Below are 17278 nucleotides of genomic sequence, written 5' to 3'. Positions count from 1 at the left end.
ATCAGAAACTCTTTCTGTGTTGCCTCGTATACAACTTATGACGATCAAACAGGAGGGGACTGGCATGAAAATGAGGATGGCAATGCTTCTCTTCGCCACTTGCCTGGCGGCAGCAGGCTGTTCAAATGACGGAAAGGGCGAAGCGGAGGAGACGAATCCTGCAGCTGAACAGGAAACGAAAGAAACGGATGCTGCATCGGCAAATTCGCTGGAGAAGGAGGAGGCCGGCAAAGAGGAGGCGGCTGTTGAAACCCTCTCTTTACCTGCTAGGGAGCGAGCAAATTCAGCGGAGGAACTAGCGGAGTTTCCGCCGGGAGAACTGACGGAGGAATTCTCGCTTGAACGTGAAACGTCCATGTGGATCGGCAAGGAAGTACATTCTGACATACGCAGCCAATTTTTAGAGCAGATGGAGCCGATCACCGCAGAGACTTCGGATCCTGAGGAGCTATATGGCGCTCTGCTTCATTTCCTTGCAGGAGCGAGATATGAGGAGTCGGTCAAACCGCTGCTTGAATATACGCCGAATTTCAAGGAGCCGATTTTGCCGGAACCATATGAAATTACGGAAGACGGGAAGCCGTCTGAAACACCGAAAAATGCGGTCATTCTGCTGGATGCGAGTTCCAGTATGCTGCTCATGGCGGACGGCAGGCTGAAAATGGAAACGGCGAAGAATGCAGTGAAAGGATTCGCACAGACGATAGGCAGTGAAAGTGATGTCTCGCTGTATGTGTATGGCCATGCAGGCACCCAGAACAAATCCGATAAAGAGCTGTCCTGCACGACGATCGATGAAGTGTATCCGCTGAATAAATATGTGGAAAAGGACTTCGACAAAGCCGTGAACGATGTGAAAGCGGCCGGCTGGACACCTCTTGCTGGAGCCATCCGGAAAGCCCATGAAGATCATGAAGGGACAGATGACGACATCACGTTGTACATTGTCAGTGATGGAGCCGAAACATGTGACGGAGACCCTGTCGAAGAAGCAAAGAAGTTTGCGGAACTGTCTGCAGACCGGCATGTGAACGTGATTGGCTTCCAGGTGGATTCCACCGCGGAAAGCCAGTTGAAAGCAGTGGCGGAAGCGGGGAACGGAACGTATCTGGCAGCGGATACACTGGATGAGATGTCGACAGGTATATCGAAGATGTGGATTCCATCCGAACTTGATCTGGTAGGGCTGATGTATACGAAGGCGGATGCATGGCCGAAAACTATGGCGCTCGATGAAGTACGCCGGATGCATGATTCAGCAAATAGCACGGTCCGCATCGAAAGCGACCGGCTGGAAGGGGCAGCGAATCTGCTGGAGCGGGAAAAAATGATCGATACGGAGACGAAAGAAAAGCTTTTGGCGATCATTGAAGAACACCGATCCGCATACAAGGGAATGGTGGATGGCCTGAAAGAAGAGAAGAGGCGAATGATCGATGATGAGATTCAGCGCATTGATTCGAAAATCGACGATTATATCGAGCGGATGCGCAATCTGAAGAAAGGTAAATAGTTGTAAGGACGCCAAGCACGACGTAGAGTGAGCTTGGCGTTTTCCACTTGCTGAAAACGGACAACAACAAAATATACCTTCTTCCCGCTTTCAGATGGTATACTACAAAGAGTGAAATTCAGCATTGGAGGATTTAGAACGGATGGAATGGAAAAATATATACCGCGGCCTCTTAATGGGGATCAGCGATTTGATACCAGGCGTGAGCGGGGGTACAATCGCCTTCATACTTGGCATCTATGACCGGCTGCTGGATTCGATCAGCGGCTTCTTCAGCCGGAATTGGAAAAAGCATATCGGCTTCCTGCTGCCGCTTGCGATTGGCATCGGCTTGACACTAGTCTTCTTCAGCAAGGTGATCGCCTATTTACTGAAAAACTACGAACAGCCGACACAATTCTTTTTCCTTGGCCTCATCATCGGCATCCTGCCGTTCATATCCAAGCAGGCAGGTGTACGCAGGAATTTCAAAGCTGGACATTATCTGCTGCTTCTCATTGTCGGGGCCTTGCTCGCAATGACAGCATTCATTAAACCGGCAGACTCAGCCGTCATTACGTCTCTCAATGCTTCGAACGCACTCGGCCTCTTTTTTGCCGGGTGGGCAGGCAGCATGGCGATGCTCTTGCCGGGAATCAGCGGCTCTTTCATCCTGCTGTTGCTGGGCGTCTATCCGACGGCCATCAATGCGCTGTCGACATTGAACCTCCCATTAATAGCGGTCATCGGTGCTGGCGTGGCAGTCGGGTTCATTGTGAGCAGTAAAGCAATTTCGTATTTGCTGCATCATTTCACGCATGTGATGTTCGCCATTATCATTGGCCTGATCCTCGGGTCGGTATTTGTCATTTATCCTGGCGTCCCGGAAAGCGGTACCCCGTTTGTCATGAGTATCGTCGCGCTGATCACAGGGCTGATCGTCGCAAATATGTTCAGCATTTCTGAACCTGCAGGCAAGTGAATGGGAATGAGAAAGGCGCACGTTTCATATTACTTGAAACGGCGCCTTTTTAGTTTGATTCATGCAAGCTGGAGAGCCAGAAGCACAATCCAGGTGATATGGTACACGACGACAACTACATATATAAGCAGGGCAGAAGTCAGCAGGATATGCAGAAGGGTCCGGTGGGGCATCTTTGTCACTAAAATCAAGAGAATAACGGGCAATGAAAACTTAATGAAATAGAATCCGAAAACGTTAGCTTCATACAGATATCGCATAATTGGATTCAATTCATAAATAAATCCCTGGCGCAAGCCTAGGTCCGTAAAGATCGCGTCAATCAAGCTTAAACATAATAGAAGAAAACTGGCGTGCCACAATCTGTTTCTTGTATGGGGCAATGTTTTGGCTGTTTCCATCAACTCACACTCCCTGCATGATTCACTTTACACATACGCCTCGGATAGTTAGAATGTGGAGAAATCACATTATTTATTCATCTATCGCATGAAAAAAGTTTCTGGATGAATGGGGGGATCAACATGGCACTGCAAATGAGAAAACCTGCTTTGAAATATGAACAAGCATATAAATCATTTCACGAGGAATGGAAGAGAGGCGGCGAAATCTATACACCATCCTTCATTAGGCGGGATGATAATGATTTTGAACACTTGGTGAAACGTTGTTCAGATGCGGAAATGGGGATCGGTCTGCCGGAAGGATGGCTGCCGTATTCAACCTATTGGCTCATGGAAGAGGAGACGGTTATCGTTGGCGCAGTCATCCTGCGCCATGGATTGACGGAAGAGCTGTACAAGTCGGAAGGCCATATCAGCCTTGGGATCAGACCTGGCGAGAGAGGGAAGGGGTATGGTTCGATGATGGTGAAAAGGTCTCTGGAGGAACTTGGAAAGTTGCGGATCGATCGTGCGCTTGTTGTTTGCGAGGCAGGAAATACTGTCTCGGAAAGGATGATAGTACGTGCGGGCGGCATGCGAGATGTCGATTTTACAGAAGAGGATGGAACAGTACTCAAGAGATATTGGATCAGCACTTCCTGACAACTGAGATTGTTATTATGTTATGCGTGTTCAGCCTCTTTTTTGACGCTACACGGTACGTATGCAAAACAAGCAGCAGCCACTCGAAATGAGCGGCTGCTGCTTTTAATATATATTACCCGACGGGCTGTTCTTCTAGTACGTCATCCATAGAGATGTTCATCGCTTTTGCGACGCCTTCCCCATATGCAGGATCCGCTTGGAAACAATGGCAGATATGGCGCTTCTTGATCTCGATTGGCGCATCCCCCATATTGCGCGCCGTGTTGCCAAAGAGCCTTTCCTTCTCCTCATCACTCATTAAATTGAAGAGTTTCCCGGGTTGTGTGAAGTAGTCGCTGTCATCTTCGCGGAAATCCCAGTGAGCGGCATCGCCATAGATTGTAAGCGGCGGCTCTTTGAAATCAGGCTGCTCTGTCCACTCGCCGAAGCTGTTCGGCTCGTAGGATGTCCGGCTGCCGTGGTTTCCATCGACACGCATCGCACCGTCCCGGTGGAAGCTGTGGAACGGGCACTTCGGAGCATTCACGGGAATTTGGTGGTGATTCACGCCAAGACGGTAGCGCTGTGCATCTCCATAGGAGAAGAGACGGGCCTGCAGCATCTTATCTGGTGAGAAGCCGATGCCTGGTACAACATTTGCAGGTGTAAATGCTGCTTGTTCCACTTCTGCAAAATAGTTGTCCGGGTTGCGGTTCAGCTCGAATTCGCCCACTTCAATCAATGGGAATTCGTCTTTGTACCACACTTTCGTCAAATCGAACGGGTTGTACGGCATATTTTGCGCCTGCTCTTCAGTCATCACTTGGATATACATCTTCCATTTCGGGAAATCCCCGTTGTCAATGCTGTCAAGAAGATCGCGCTGGTGCGTCTCGCGATCCGTTCCGATCAATTGCACTGCTTCTTCGTCCGTCAAATTCTCGATTCCCTGCTGCGAACGGAAATGGAATTTTACCCACACGCGTTCATTGTCGGCATTGATCATGCTGTACGTATGGCTTCCGAAACCGTGCATATGACGGTATGTCTTCGGAATCCCGCGATCGCTCATGACAATGGTGACCTGGTGGAGCGCTTCGGGAAGGGACGTCCAGAAATCCCAGTTGTTTGTCGCGCTGCGCATATTCGTGCGCGGATCACGTTTGACGGCATGGTTCAGATCCGGGAACTGCATGGGATCTCGGAAGAAGAAGACGGGCGTATTATTGCCCACCAGATCCCAGTTGCCCTGCTCTGTATAGAACTTCAAGGCGAACCCGCGGATATCACGCTCGGCGTCTGCCGCTCCGCGCTCGCCGGCAACCGTGGAAAAACGTGCAAACATCTCTGTCTTCTTACCGACTTCGGAGAAGAGTTTTGCTTTCGTATACTTTGTAATGTCATTTGTGACAGTGAATGTTCCATAAGCGCCAGATCCTTTTGCGTGCATGCGGCGTTCCGGAATCACTTCCCGGTCAAAATGAGCAAGTTTCTCAATCAGCCAGACATCTTGCAGAAGAACCGGGCCGCGGGGGCCCGCAGTCATGGAATTCTGATTGTCCACAACAGGAGCACCAGCCGCTGTCGTTAATTTTTGAGAACGATTATCATTGATTGTCATTGTCAAAGCCCTCCTTTGGTAGATGAAACGTTATGTTCCACTACACTATAGCAAACAAGAAAGCATTTTACTAGATATTTGTTTAGAATCATTATCGAAAAGTAATCTTTATCAAGAAATCATCATTATTCGACAAGGATTTTCTTTGGATGACAAAGAGGAACCTGCACGAAAAAAGAACAAGGGACCGAATCGTCATCGAAATGGACGCAATCAGCATATCGTCTTGCGGGTGAAAGCGCTTTTCGATAAATTCAATATAAGTTATTCGTGTTTTTTCAGAAATATTGAACTGTTGCTTAAACGAGTGGGGGGAAATTAATGGCTTCAATTATTAGAAAAAAAGACAAACGAGCCGAGAAAGGGATTTGGAAAGCGTATCTTCGGCTGATGTTCAAAGCGAAGCTGCCATGGGGATGGATGATCTTCGTTACCGTACTCTATTTGATATCCACAACACTTTCTTTACTATTCCCGGATTTCGCTTCAAAAGTAGCTACTGGTGTGCTAAAACCTGAAATCATAACCGGTTTGCTCATTATTATCACAGCCGATGTGCTCTTTTCGGGTATTTTGCGTTTCTTCAATAAGCTACTCATCATTAAAATCGATGTCCGTTACAGGTCATTGGTATGGGAACGGCTAGTTCGCTCGCCGCTTCGTTTCTTTGACAGTATGAAGCCGAATACGATGATCAGCCGGATCACGACAGATGCGGCGACAATCAGTATGGTGCTTGGATCACAACTGCCATCCATGCTTGCGCTGATTTACGGTACGGTTGGTATCGTAGCAGTCATATTCAGCTATAATTGGCGTCTCGCGGTGCCTGTTGTAGTATTCTACGTTCCACTTTACTTGCTGTTCAACTATTACTACGGTAAATGGAGTTATCGTACATATAAAGAGACCTATAATAGACTGTCCACCTTAACTCAGTTCCTCTCAGAACGTCTAGTGAGTGTGCCGCTGATCAAAACTTTCGTCACTGAAAAGAAAGAAGACGAGCTGGGTCAGCAAAACCTGACCTACTACTTCAAGGCGAACTTGCGCAGGCACTTAGTCATGTGGGTAGAAAATCCGATCGGATCCCTTTTGAACTTGGCGGCGGATATCATGATGATCGTATATGGTGGTTATCTCGTTAAAGCCGGTTATATCACCATTCAGGAATGGGTTGCGTTCTTCATGTATATCGGAATGCTGTGGGGCATGCTCACTTCGTACCTCATGATGTATATGGAACTGAAGAAAAGCCAAGGAGCTACCGACCGGATTGCGTTGCTCATGGAAGGTGAATTGGAGAAGTATGATCGTGAAAAAGGCATCAGCAAGCTGGAAGATGATATCGTTTTCAAGGAAGTTGCTTTCAGCTATGATGATAAGCCTGTTTTGGGACATGTCAATTTCACAATTCCTAAAGGAAAAATGACAGCGCTTGTCGGACCGAGCGGCAGCGGAAAGTCGACGATCTTCTCGTTGCTCCAGCAATTTTACAATCCATCAGATGGTGTGATTTCGGTAGGCGGTACGCCAATCTCCGAATACCATCTAAAAGATTGGCGGAACCTGTTTGCGATTGTTGCGCAGGACAGCCCGATGATTACCGGCACGATCCGTGAGAACATTTTATACGGCGTAGACCGGGAAGTATCTGATCTGGAGCTGGCGCAAGCAGCTGAAAAAGCGAACGCTTTAGACTTCATTAAGAAATTCAAGGCCGGCTTTGATATGTATGTCGGCGAAAGTGGATCAAACTTATCTGGCGGCCAGCGCCAGAGAATCGCGATTGCACGGGCTATCCTGCGGGATTCGGATATCTTGCTGCTTGATGAGGCGACAGCAAGCCTTGACAGCCAGTCAGAACGGGTTGTACAGGATGCTATGGATACATTGATGAAGGGCAGGACGACTGTTGTCATCTCTCATGATCTGTCAAATGTCAAACACGCCGATCAGATTGTCGTGCTCTGCGGTGGAACGATTGATGGTACCGGCACACATGAACAATTGATGAAGTCGAACGAGTTGTACCGCAATCTGGTGAGACTTCACACCGGGCCGAACGCAGGCTGATACTTGCGACCGCAAAAGGGGGCAATTATATGGAACAGACAAAAAAGAGGGGTTGGAAAGAGTTTTTTGGGCTGATTTTCAAATCAAAGCTGCCCTGGACTTTATACATCCTTGGGACATTATTCACAATTGGTTCAACCGCTATTTCCTTGGCGATGCCGAAATACGTAGGATCGCTTTTTGAAGGTAACATTTTCGACGACACTGTCGTCCGGAATTATATCCTTCTGAGTATTTCATCCACCATTGTCATTGCGATTGCAACATTGTTCTTCTCAATAACTCCAGCAGTCACAAAGCGTAATGTGCAAAGGACTGTCTGGACGAAAATCATTAATATGAAAATGAAGGATTATTCACGGCAGCCTTCCCAGCAATTGATCAGCCGTGTAACGGAAGACCCGCGTTTCATTGATAATGTCCTGCAATGGCTGAAGACGGTATTGACGTCGACCATATCATTAGTCGGCTCATATCTGATCATGTACAGCATGAATCCAAAGCTGACATTTGCATTATTGCCGGTCGTTCCATATATCTTGATCGTCTCGGCGATAGTCGGACACTTTACACAAAAGACACAAGCGGGCGTTCAGGCGCAATTTTCAGGAATAACGGCTTTCTTCGCTGAGCGCTTGCCCCGTATTAAGATGTTAAAGTCTTTTACTAAAGAAGAAGAGGAAATGGAAAATGGCCGGGCCGTATTGGTCGAGCAATATAAGGCTGAAAGAAAGAGGGCGGTTGTCGACCTGTATGCCGAACCTTTGATGCAAAGTACGAGAGCGATTGTAATTGGAATTGTTCTGGTGTACGGAAGTTACTTGCAATCAATCGGAGAGTTAAAGGTCAGCCAGGTCATATCTTTCTATCTGTATGTCCAGTTCATTCATACTCACGTGCTTCAATACGGTCTGTTCTGGCAAAACCTGAAGGCTTCTAAAGGAGCTTCGGATAAGATTGCCGACATTCTGGACTCGGAAAGTGAGAAACTTGAACGGGAACAGCCGATCAAAGATGAGGCGTACCATGATATCTCCTTTGAGAATGTATCATTTGGCTATGGCGAAGAGCCGGTTCTTACGCACCTGAATTTCACGATACCAGCAGGTAAAACGACTGCCCTTGTAGGGCCAAGCGGATGCGGTAAATCGACTACGTTTAAATTGATAGAACGTTTCTACGAGCCGGATGCAGGCAGTATGAAAATTGGTAATCTGGATACGAAAAATATCCATTTGGATGATTGGAGACGTTCCATCGCTTCCGTTTCTCAATCAAGCCCGTTGCTATCCGGTTCAATTCGGGATAATATCACTTATGGGCTTGATCGGGAAGTGACGATTGAAGAATTGCGCAATGCTGCACAGCTGGCAGATGCACTTACATTCATTGAAGAATTCCCGGAAGGTTTTGAGACGGAAGTCGGGGAGTTCGGTACTAAATTGTCGGGCGGCCAAAGACAGCGGATTGCTATTGCCCGTGCATTTATACAGGATGCACCGATCTTACTTCTCGACGAAGCAACTTCCAGTCTGGATGCCGAATCTGAAGATCGGATCGAAAAGTCGTTGAAAATTTTGATGGAAGGCAGAACGACAGTCATCATCTCGCACGACATGAATTTCATACGCGAGTCAGATCAGATTGTCGTCATCGACCAAGGATCCGTCAATGGGGTCGGTACACATAAGGAACTTTACGAAACGAATGAGTTGTATAACATTCTTGTGACCATCCAATCAGACAAAGATAATAATTTGTCTCACATTTGATCCAGGGCAGTTATTGGATGCCCGATTTTAGGGGCATCCAGTTTCTCAATATAAAAATTTCAGGAGGTAACGAAAATGAAAAAATGGATGATGTTGTTAATGGTTCTTGTTCTCAGCACTGCGCTCGCAGCTTGCGGAGATGACAATGAGAAGGCAGGAGACAATAACACTGGAAACGGAACGGATAAGACAGAAGGTAATTCAACAGATACGGACGCAGGTGCTGAATCCTCGGATATCACCCTTGACAATGAGATGTTCCAAAAGAATGAAAAAGGTTTTGAAATGAAAGACCTAGGACCAGATCAGGAAGAACAGCTTTTGCTTGATGTTGTGGAAGATCGCCGTGTAGAAATCAATGGAGAAGACATGCTTCCTCTTCAAATGTTCGAAGTGGAGCCTGATAGTGAATTTCTAGATGATGCTCATAAAAATGGCGAATGGGTAATGGAATACGAAGGTGAACGCGCTCCTTTGCCAGTCAAAGTGGTAGGGGATAACTATTTGTTCTTCCTAGGTGAGGGACACCCTGATTTCGACAAAGTGATGGAAGCATTGGATGAATTGAATTAATCAGAAAAACGGGGCGGAGACGCTCCGTTTTCTTTTGAGCAAAAAACCTATTAAACTGATAGAGTTACATAACATTGAATCCGGACTTTCTTTTCTGTATAATTTAATATATAGTAACAGCAGAATACGATTGTGTTTTTGACGGGAAGCGCTAGGGCAGGTAGGTGGATTGGCTTATGGATAATTTCTTATTTCTTTTAAGCGGGCTGAAAATTACTGTGCAGCTTTGTACGGGCATCCTGATCGGCTTGACATTAGCAGGTGCATCACCGGCCAGACGGTTGAAATGGTTTTTTTTCATCTCGGCTGCTGCTGGGTTATCGGTTTCTGCTATGCAGCAATTCCTGAATCCAGGTATTCCTGCAGCGCTTGGATACCTGCTGGTGTTTCCTTTTCTGCCACTCCTGCTTCGAATCTCGTACAGGCAGTCATCGATTGCCATGCTTCTTGCGATGTTTTACGATTTATTGATCGTCTCCCTTGTGGGATATAATCTCTTCGATGTAATGCTTGTCCATAACGGAATATCGATGGACATCGGAGCGCAAATCTCCATTGACTTGTTTATCAGCTTGACCAATATCTTTATAGCCATTGTGCTTGTTTCGAGATCTGCCGCTCTGTTTCCGGCATCTTTGTTCGAGCTGCCGCTTGGCTACGGTAGAACTGGAGGGTGATCAAACGCAAATTCCGCTGAGCCGGACCAATTACAATGAGCTCAAAGCGCTGCTTCAAGCAGAGGCGGGCGGACTTGCGATCCATTGATGTGAAAGTGCACGTATAAAAGCCGCCTCAGAAGAGTCGACACTCTTCCGAGGCGGCTTTGTCATTGCCAGAACGGCAATCTGAACAAGTAGCCGATCGTCAAGCAGATGATCGAAGAAACAGTGGTGCCGATTGAGGCGAATAGCAGATATCGTTTCATGTCCATACCGCTGGAGCCGGACAAGTAGCAAATCAAATGGCGCATGCCGGGTACAAAGTAGCCCAGCGTCACTGCCCAAGGACCGTATTTTTCAAACCAGTGATCGACTTTCCTGAGCCGTTTGGGCGAAAGGCTGACCCATTTGCCGTACTTATGAAGCAGTGGCTGGCCTACTTTCCGCCCAATCGTGTATGTGAATACGGTTCCCGACATCACACCGACAATCGTAATTCCCATGGCAAGAAGGTAATTGAACAACCCGATGGACGACAGATGACCGACAAAAGCGACCACCACTTCATCAGGCACCGGCAAGCCGAAAATGCCGAGTGCGAGAAAGAGAAACACAGCATAGTAGCCGTAGTGAAAAAAGAATTCTTGAAATTGCAACATACACGTTCCCCATTTATTGTATATTCTAAAGATGTGACGTCAAGAAATGTTCCAATGGCCGACAGCTTCTCCTACGCGCACTTCGGTGCCTGGCTGTAAAGAGGGATGGAATCCTTTGTGTCCCTCGACAAACAGGATGACGGTAGAGCCGAAAGAAAAGAAACCGAACTCCTCGCCTTTCTTGCATTCCTTAGAGGAATCACGGATTTGGATGCTATTGACGTTCAGCGCACCGACTTTGACGATGGCAATCTTTCCGTGATCCGTGTCCATTTCCGAAATTAGCCGCTGGTTCGTCGCAAACGGCCTGTCGCCAAGACGCTGTCCCAGGTCATTGACAGGAAATGATACGCCGCCAAGCGCATACCTTGTTATAAGAGTTCCGTCGATCGGATAGTGGAAATGGTGATAATGGCTCGGTGATAAATAAAAAATATAGTAGAAACCGCTTTTATAGGCCGATGCCACCTTTTCATCGCCGAGAATGTCGTTTATACTATAAAGATGATCTTTGATTAAAAATGATTGATCATCTTGGATTCTGCCGCATGCGCTCAGGCAGCCGTCCACAGGAGAGACGAGCGCATTCGGAGATGAATCGACGGGGCGGATGCCCTCTTTCAAGTTCCGTGTGAAGTAGGCTTGCAGGCTTTCGTATGTTTCCAAGGGGTATTCTGCTTCCCCCTCATTAATACGATATGCTGACGCAAACGGACGTATCAGCGGTTTGCTTACTTTCGAGCCGGATATAAATTTGAGCAGTGAGGAAGAGACAGGATGGCCTGTCAGTTCCACGAAATATTTAAATAGAGTCCGTTTCATTGGATCGTCTCCTATGCGTATGAAATAAAAATTGAATAGTAGGAGGAACAAAAATGTTTTTATCAAGATACCTTGATTATACTAAAATCAAAGCCCAACTTGCTAATGCCATTACATTGATGAACCTTAGCCTTGGTGTCATCGCTATCATTCTTATAACAAAAGACCTCAGCCATATGAGCCTTGTCTTCATTTTCCTGGCAGCGCTGTTCGACCGGTTTGACGGGATGGTGGCGCGCCACTTCCACGCGGAATCCCTTTTCGGCAAGGAGCTCGATTCTTTGAGCGATTTGATCTCATTCGGTGTGGCTCCTGCGCTGCTGATCTATCATACCGACCTTTCCGCAATGCTGTGGGTCGGAATGGCAGCGACGATCTTCTTCATTATAACAGGTGCAGTGCGTCTTGCGCGTTATAATGTGAAGGAATTTGATGGAGCATTTGTCGGAGTGCCGATCACTGCGGCAGGTGTAATCCTTACGTTGAGCTATTTCCTCAGCCCGTATGTCGGTCCTGCGTTCTTCGTCTTTCTGATGGGGATCCTCGGTGTGCTGATGGTGAGCAACATCCGGATTGCAAAAGTGTAATTGGAAAGTGGAAGGCGCGCAGCAAGTTGCTGCGTGTCTTTTCTATGGTATGGAAGGAAGGATCAGGCCATAAAAAAATCTGTTTCCCTGTTTACAAGCTTTCCGATTTTGTGTATACTGTTTATTGTTCCATTACGGAGATGTACCCAAGAGGCTGAAGGGGACTGACTCGAAATCAGTTAGGGCGTTCACGCGCCGCGGGGGTTCAAATCCTCTCATCTCCGCCATACATAGAATATTTAAACGACAGTGCCAAAAGAAGTCCGCTTCTTCAGGCGCTGTCTTTTTATATACCACAATGCCGGTCCCTTTCAGTTTATCGATTCCCTTTCTTCTGGTATTCTAGTAGGTAGAAGAACGAGGACAAGGAGTGGTGGGAATGTCAGGACCTGCATTAAAACAATTGCAAGCGCACCGAGCCATCCATGATGGCGGACTATCAGGAGCTGTCGAGAAGACGGACCAGCTGATCGGATTCCTGGAGAAAGGGGACCGGGATCTAGCGGACCGGGCGGCAGATGCGTTAGTCGATTACTGGAAGACGCGCGTCATCAGCCATGCAGACGCAGAGGAGCAGGGGTTCTACCGGGAAGTCGAACAGGAGAATCCGGAGCTCCGGGATGCGGTCATCCAATTGACACGGGACCACGACCTGCTTCGGATCATTGTTGCAGATATCGAGGATCTTCGTGAGAAAGAGGGACTCAGTCCATCTGTTCTCCAGAAGTTCTATGCGTTGCTTGTCGTCAATGAAATCCATAGCCGGGATGAAGAACGGATGCTGTTGGAATGATAGGGAATTACGGACGTAAAGCGCCTTGGCGGGTGCTTTTTCCATGTGTAGAAGGGGGTGTGGACATTGGATGAGGCGCTGCAAGCCCTGAATACGTACTTTGGCTATCCCGGTTTCCGGACAGGTCAGGAGCAGGTGATCCGGAATGTGCTTGCCGGGAATGATACGCTTTGCGTCATGCCGACAGGAGGCGGGAAATCGATCTGCTATCAGGTGCCGGCTCTCGTCTCGGAAGGCACCGTCCTTGTCATATCCCCGCTGATCTCGTTGATGAAAGACCAAGTTGACGCTCTGTACCAGCTTGGAATTCCAGCTGCATACATCAACAGCACTTTGTCATCTGAAGAGTATTTCGGGATCATGGACAATGCGCTGGAAGGGAAATACCGGCTGCTCTATATTGCTCCTGAGCGGTTTGATTCCCCTTCATTTACCGAGCAGGTGGCCAAAATGGATATTTCCATGATTGCGATTGATGAAGCACACTGTATCTCTCAGTGGGGCCACGATTTTCGGCCGAGCTACCGGATGATCAACCGGGTCATTCCGTTATTTCAGAAACGGCCGGTCGTACTAGCGCTGACCGCGACGGCGACGCCTGCTGTACGTGATGATATTTGCAGCCAGCTCGACATTGATGAAGAGAACACGGTTATGACAGGATTTGAAAGAAGCAACCTGACCTTCTCGGTGATAAAGGGGCAGGACCGCGACCGATTCGTCAAAGACTATGTGATGAAAAACAAGGAAGAGGCAGGCATCATCTATGCGGCGACGCGGAAAGCGGTCGATCAGCTGCACCTGATGCTGAACCGATCGGGAATCAAGGCTGAGAAATATCATGCTGGCCTATCGGATGTGGAGCGGCAGACTGGGCAAGAACGGTTCCTGATGGACGAAGCGACAGTGATGGTCGCGACGAACGCTTTCGGGATGGGGATCGATAAAAGCAATATCAGGTATGTGATTCACTATCAGATGCCGAAGAACATGGAGAGCTACTATCAGGAAGCGGGTCGTGCCGGCCGTGACGGTCTCGATAGCGAATGTACATTGCTTTTCTCCTCGCAGGATGTCATTACCCAGCGGTTCCTGATCGATCAGTCGCAAGATGCGGGACGGATGCCGGCAGAACTCGAGAAGCTCCAGTCGATGATCGATTATTGCCATACGGAATCTTGTCTGCAGAAATTCATCATTTCCTACTTTGGCGAAACAGAAGCGTCCGATTGCGGAAGATGCGCGAACTGTACGGATACGCGGGAGAAGAATGATGTGACTGTGGATGTGCAAAAAGTGCTGTCATGCGTGATCCGGATGGGACAAAGGTTTGGCAAGACGCTCATTGCGCAGGTGCTGACAGGCTCGAAAAACAAAAAAGTGCTGGAATTCGGTTTTGACAAACTGTCCACATATGGATTGCTGAAAGACCGGAACACAAAAGACATCTCCGATTTCATCGAATTCATCATCTCCGAAAATTATCTCGGCGTCGAAAATGGGCAATTTCCGATCATCTATGTCACAGAGCGCGGAAAGGATGTCCTGACCGGAAAGGTGACTGTCTACAGAAAGGCTGCCGTCGTGGTGACAAAACAGATCGCGGCGGAAGATCCGCTGTTCAATAGGCTGCGTTCCTTACGCCTGGAACTGGCACAGGAAGCAGGCGTCCCTCCGTTTGTCGTTTTCTCGGACAAGACGCTGCGCGACATGGCCGCCAAAATGCCGAAAACAGAAGAAGAGTTTCTTGAAGTCAACGGCGTGGGTGCTGCGAAGCTTGAACGCTACGGCGACGCATTCATCGAAGCGATCAAATCATTTCGAGCGGAAACAGTCGGATAAATTGTTATAAACGAAAAGACAGAGGTCTCAAGGAACCTCTGTCTTTTTGCCTTCTCATATTGGTTTCGTGACACGCCTTGCTCTCATGCCGAAAATGGTGTAAATGGAGACTGCCAGCAAGATGAACCCTGTTACCATGAATCCTCCTTTGAATGACAGATCCAAGTACCCGATGACACTTGAGCCCGCGACTACGCCAATTGAGAAGAATGCATAGAAATAGCCGTATGCCTTCCCGCGGTATTCGGGTTCCGACGAATCGATGAGCAGCGAATTGATTGACGGAAACAGGAATGAAAAGCCGACCCCGTAACAAGCCATGGCAGCAAACAGCAGGCTGAGTTCCTCCACCTGGCTGAGGAACAAAAGGCTGACCGCCATCATCAGCATACCGAAAGCGAGCGTGACCATCGGCGCCGCCCTGTCAAAAATCCGGTTAATGGGAAGCAGGAAAATGAGGATCGCTACAATGCCGAATGTGCTCAGCAAAATACCGCTCATTTTCGTGTCATAGCCGAGCGCCTCCACTTTCAGAGGCAGGATCAGTGCAAGCACTCCTTGGGAGAACATTAGGAAAAAGGCGCCTGCAAATGCCCGCACCATGCCAGGGTTCTGAAATAGCTGCCGGACGCGGAACTGGACGGCATCCGCTTTTTCCTTCTTCTGATACGTGAAAGAACGAAGCAGGAAAAATGCAGCTGCTGCCAGTATGAACATAATGACCCCGTTCACCGCCATGATGAACGGCGCGCCGGTTTTCGCAGCAACGATACCGCTGTAGGCAGGCCCTATGATTGCGGCCATCCCGACAAACGCACCAGACACAGCGACGCTGCGTCCGCGCTTTGACTTTTCCGCACGGTTTGCAAGGAATGTGAACGCGGCAGGCACAATCAGCCCTTCCATGAAACCGTGGATAAAACGGACGCCGAGTAATATGTAGGGCCCATCTGCAATCATGTAAAGAAGCAGCGCAATGCCTGAAGCAAAAAGGCCCGTCAATAGAACAAGGAACGGCCCCCGCTTATCTGTCACGAAACCGGAGATGACGTTGCCGATTGTATTGGAAAGGGAATACATGCCGACCACGAGTCCGGTGACAAAAGAGCTTGCGCCGAGCATGGAGGCGAACGGGCTCATGATCGGTAGCTGTGAAAACAGATCGAAAAAGGAGAAGAAGACAATCAAGTAAACAAAAAATCGCATGTGAAAGCCTCACTTTGACTAGATATCATTAGTACTACTCTACCATCTTTTCGATAGTTCGGGGAATGAATTGTTCCTGCGGAATTAGAATATGCATGTTGTCTCATCATGTATTCACGCGCTACAATGTAAGAAGTAAATGAATTGCTAGAGGATGGTGTCAATTATGGAAAAGAGAATTAGAGTCGGAATTGCCGGCTACGGGAATTTGGGAAGAGGCGTGGAGGCTGCCATCTCTTTGAATGATGATATGGAGCTGATCAGTGTATTCACAAGAAGGGATCCCCGGTCGGTCGAGCTGCTTGATCAAACCGTACCGGTCCGCGCGCTCGCTGAAGCCTCATCGTTCACAGATGAAATTGACGTCATGATCCTGTGCGGCGGCTCCAAGAATGACTTGCCGGAGCAAACGCCTCAGCTGTCTTCACTTTTCAATACGATTGACAGTTTTGATACGCACGCGAAAATCCCCGAGCATTTTGCGGCAGTAGATGAAACTGCGAAAAAGGCGGGGAAAGTCGCAATCATTTCGGCCGGCTGGGACCCAGGCCTCTTCTCCGTCAACAGGCTTATGGGCGAAGCCATCCTGCCTGCGGGTGAGACGTATACATTCTGGGGAAAAGGACTAAGCCAAGGACATTCCGATGCGCTGCGCCGAATTGAAGGGGTCAAAGGGGCAGTCCAATATACGATTCCGGTGGATACCGCAGTCGATCGTGTCCGCAGCGGCGAACAGCCTGAACTCAGCACCCGTGAAAAACATACCCGGGAATGTTTCGTTGTCCTTGAAGAGGGGGCCGATGCGAAAAAGATCGAGCAGGACATCATCGCAATGCCTGATTATTTTTCTGACTACGACACCACTGTCAACTTCATAACCGAAGAAGAGCTTACAAGGAACCACTCCGCAATGCCTCATGGCGGGTTTGTCATCCGCAGCGGAAAGACAGCTGAACAGAATGGTCACGTGATGGAATTTTCGCTGTCGCTGGACAGCAATCCGGAATTCACGTCGAGTGTGCTTGTTGCGTATGCACGCGCGGCATACCGCTTGCATGAAAAAGGGGAATCAGGCGCCAAGACGGTCTTTGATATCGCTCCGGGTCTTCTATCGCAAAAGAGCGCCGCTGAACTTCGCAAAGAGCTTTTATGAAAATTTGTAAAAG

The 17278-nt window shown here is 48.3% G+C and carries 16 protein-coding genes and 1 tRNA gene; 12 read left to right on the top strand and 5 right to left on the bottom strand.

Annotated features, from left to right (window positions below):
- The first annotated feature begins 64 nt into the window (after nt 1-64).
- Both ACZ5FK_RS04255 and ACZ5FK_RS04250 read left to right on the top strand, forming a co-directional pair.
- A complete protein-coding gene (locus tag ACZ5FK_RS04255; RefSeq protein WP_464806669.1) occupies nt 65-1513 on the top strand; it encodes a VWA domain-containing protein in 1449 nt (482 codons plus the stop codon).
- Nucleotides 1514-1655: 142 nt separating this feature from the next.
- Nucleotides 1656-2474, top strand: a complete 819-nt coding sequence (locus ACZ5FK_RS04250; RefSeq protein WP_464806668.1) for a DUF368 domain-containing protein — start codon at nt 1656-1658, stop codon at nt 2472-2474.
- A gap of 59 nt (nt 2475-2533) precedes the next feature.
- On the opposite strand, the gene ACZ5FK_RS04245 is transcribed toward ACZ5FK_RS04250, so the two are convergent.
- On the bottom strand, nt 2534-2875 hold the full coding sequence (locus ACZ5FK_RS04245) for a DUF5658 family protein (RefSeq protein ID WP_464806667.1): 342 nt from the start codon (nt 2873-2875) through the stop codon (nt 2534-2536).
- A gap of 123 nt (nt 2876-2998) precedes the next feature.
- On the opposite strand from ACZ5FK_RS04245, the gene ACZ5FK_RS04240 reads away from it, so the two are divergent.
- Nucleotides 2999-3520: a GNAT family N-acetyltransferase gene (locus ACZ5FK_RS04240; protein ID WP_464806666.1), complete on the top strand. Its 522-nt coding sequence runs from the start codon at nt 2999-3001 to the stop codon at nt 3518-3520.
- Between the two features lie 115 nt (nt 3521-3635).
- Here the strand turns inward: ACZ5FK_RS04240 and ACZ5FK_RS04235 are convergent, their stop codons facing one another.
- Nucleotides 3636-5123 (bottom strand): catalase, encoded by a 1488-nt coding sequence (locus tag ACZ5FK_RS04235; RefSeq protein ID WP_464806665.1) that lies wholly within the window; start codon nt 5121-5123, stop codon nt 3636-3638.
- A gap of 321 nt (nt 5124-5444) precedes the next feature.
- Between ACZ5FK_RS04235 and ACZ5FK_RS04230 the strand changes: the two genes are divergently transcribed.
- The 4 genes from ACZ5FK_RS04230 to ACZ5FK_RS04215 all read left to right on the top strand — a co-directional run bounded on the left by ACZ5FK_RS04230 (nt 5445) and on the right by ACZ5FK_RS04215 (nt 10221).
- Entirely contained in the window at nt 5445-7199 is a 1755-nt protein-coding gene (locus ACZ5FK_RS04230) for an ABC transporter ATP-binding protein (protein ID WP_464806664.1), read from the top strand.
- Between the two features lie 29 nt (nt 7200-7228).
- On the top strand, nt 7229-8971 hold the full coding sequence (locus ACZ5FK_RS04225) for an ABC transporter ATP-binding protein (protein ID WP_464806663.1): 1743 nt from the start codon (nt 7229-7231) through the stop codon (nt 8969-8971).
- 75 nt (nt 8972-9046) lie between these two features.
- Nucleotides 9047-9544: a hypothetical protein gene (locus ACZ5FK_RS04220; RefSeq protein WP_464806662.1), complete on the top strand. Its 498-nt coding sequence runs from the start codon at nt 9047-9049 to the stop codon at nt 9542-9544.
- Between the two features lie 176 nt (nt 9545-9720).
- Nucleotides 9721-10221 carry a hypothetical protein gene (locus ACZ5FK_RS04215; RefSeq protein ID WP_464806661.1) on the top strand — a complete coding sequence of 167 codons (501 nt, stop codon included), beginning with the start codon at nt 9721-9723 and terminating at the stop codon, nt 10219-10221.
- 149 nt (nt 10222-10370) lie between these two features.
- Here ACZ5FK_RS04215 and ACZ5FK_RS04210 read toward each other — a convergent pair whose 3' ends face one another.
- Both ACZ5FK_RS04210 and asd read right to left on the bottom strand, forming a co-directional pair.
- A complete protein-coding gene (locus ACZ5FK_RS04210; RefSeq protein ID WP_464806660.1) occupies nt 10371-10862 on the bottom strand; it encodes a DedA family protein in 492 nt (163 codons plus the stop codon).
- Nucleotides 10863-10901: 39 nt separating this feature from the next.
- The gene (gene asd / locus ACZ5FK_RS04205) at nt 10902-11684 is read right to left on the bottom strand and encodes an archaetidylserine decarboxylase (protein ID WP_464806659.1); all 783 of its coding nucleotides are present in this window, start codon (nt 11682-11684) and stop codon (nt 10902-10904) included.
- 53 nt (nt 11685-11737) lie between these two features.
- Between asd and pssA the strand changes: the two genes are divergently transcribed.
- The 4 genes from pssA (at nt 11738) to recQ (ending at nt 14906) form a co-directional block, all read left to right on the top strand.
- Nucleotides 11738-12271, top strand: a complete 534-nt coding sequence (pssA, locus tag ACZ5FK_RS04200; RefSeq protein ID WP_464806658.1) for a CDP-diacylglycerol--serine O-phosphatidyltransferase — start codon at nt 11738-11740, stop codon at nt 12269-12271.
- 136 nt (nt 12272-12407) lie between these two features.
- Nucleotides 12408-12498: transfer RNA gene (locus ACZ5FK_RS04195), tRNA-Ser, on the top strand.
- A gap of 152 nt (nt 12499-12650) precedes the next feature.
- A complete protein-coding gene (locus ACZ5FK_RS04190) occupies nt 12651-13064 on the top strand; it encodes a hemerythrin domain-containing protein (RefSeq protein WP_464806657.1) in 414 nt (137 codons plus the stop codon).
- Between the two features lie 66 nt (nt 13065-13130).
- Nucleotides 13131-14906 (top strand): DNA helicase RecQ, encoded by a 1776-nt coding sequence (gene recQ, locus ACZ5FK_RS04185; protein ID WP_464806656.1) that lies wholly within the window; start codon nt 13131-13133, stop codon nt 14904-14906.
- A 54-nt stretch (nt 14907-14960) separates the two neighbouring features.
- Here the strand turns inward: recQ and ACZ5FK_RS04180 are convergent, their stop codons facing one another.
- Nucleotides 14961-16112 carry an MFS transporter gene (locus tag ACZ5FK_RS04180; protein WP_464806655.1) on the bottom strand — a complete coding sequence of 384 codons (1152 nt, stop codon included), beginning with the start codon at nt 16110-16112 and terminating at the stop codon, nt 14961-14963.
- A gap of 166 nt (nt 16113-16278) precedes the next feature.
- Here ACZ5FK_RS04180 and ACZ5FK_RS04175 point away from each other — a divergent pair, with 166 nt between their 5' ends.
- Nucleotides 16279-17265: a diaminopimelate dehydrogenase gene (locus ACZ5FK_RS04175; RefSeq protein ID WP_464806654.1), complete on the top strand. Its 987-nt coding sequence runs from the start codon at nt 16279-16281 to the stop codon at nt 17263-17265.
- Nucleotides 17266-17278: the final 13 nt, after the last annotated feature.

This window comes from Sporosarcina sp. GTC18466 (genome assembly GCF_055389225.1).
Note: the sequence above shows the minus strand (reverse complement) of the source record. Positions and strands in the feature narration are given on the sequence as shown.

Bases quoted from the DNA above. Each gene is read 5' to 3' on its own strand.
- ACZ5FK_RS04255 (WP_464806669.1), top strand. From the start codon at position 65: ATGAAAATGAGGATGGCAATGCTTCTCTTCGCCACTTGCCTGGCGGCA.
- ACZ5FK_RS04180 (WP_464806655.1), bottom strand. From the start codon at position 16,112: ATGCGATTTTTTGTTTACTTGATTGTCTTCTTCTCCTTTTTCGATCTG.
- ACZ5FK_RS04230 (WP_464806664.1), top strand. From the start codon at position 5,445: ATGGCTTCAATTATTAGAAAAAAAGACAAACGAGCCGAGAAAGGGATT.
- ACZ5FK_RS04235 (WP_464806665.1), bottom strand. From the start codon at position 5,123: ATGACAATCAATGATAATCGTTCTCAAAAATTAACGACAGCGGCTGGT.
- ACZ5FK_RS04175 (WP_464806654.1), top strand. From the start codon at position 16,279: ATGGAAAAGAGAATTAGAGTCGGAATTGCCGGCTACGGGAATTTGGGA.
- ACZ5FK_RS04225 (WP_464806663.1), top strand. From the start codon at position 7,229: ATGGAACAGACAAAAAAGAGGGGTTGGAAAGAGTTTTTTGGGCTGATT.
- ACZ5FK_RS04250 (WP_464806668.1), top strand. From the start codon at position 1,656: ATGGAATGGAAAAATATATACCGCGGCCTCTTAATGGGGATCAGCGAT.
- ACZ5FK_RS04190 (WP_464806657.1), top strand. From the start codon at position 12,651: ATGTCAGGACCTGCATTAAAACAATTGCAAGCGCACCGAGCCATCCAT.
- asd (WP_464806659.1), bottom strand. From the start codon at position 11,684: ATGAAACGGACTCTATTTAAATATTTCGTGGAACTGACAGGCCATCCT.
- ACZ5FK_RS04210 (WP_464806660.1), bottom strand. From the start codon at position 10,862: ATGTTGCAATTTCAAGAATTCTTTTTTCACTACGGCTACTATGCTGTG.
- pssA (WP_464806658.1), top strand. From the start codon at position 11,738: ATGTTTTTATCAAGATACCTTGATTATACTAAAATCAAAGCCCAACTT.
- ACZ5FK_RS04245 (WP_464806667.1), bottom strand. From the start codon at position 2,875: ATGGAAACAGCCAAAACATTGCCCCATACAAGAAACAGATTGTGGCAC.
- ACZ5FK_RS04220 (WP_464806662.1), top strand. From the start codon at position 9,047: ATGAAAAAATGGATGATGTTGTTAATGGTTCTTGTTCTCAGCACTGCG.
- ACZ5FK_RS04215 (WP_464806661.1), top strand. From the start codon at position 9,721: ATGGATAATTTCTTATTTCTTTTAAGCGGGCTGAAAATTACTGTGCAG.
- ACZ5FK_RS04240 (WP_464806666.1), top strand. From the start codon at position 2,999: ATGGCACTGCAAATGAGAAAACCTGCTTTGAAATATGAACAAGCATAT.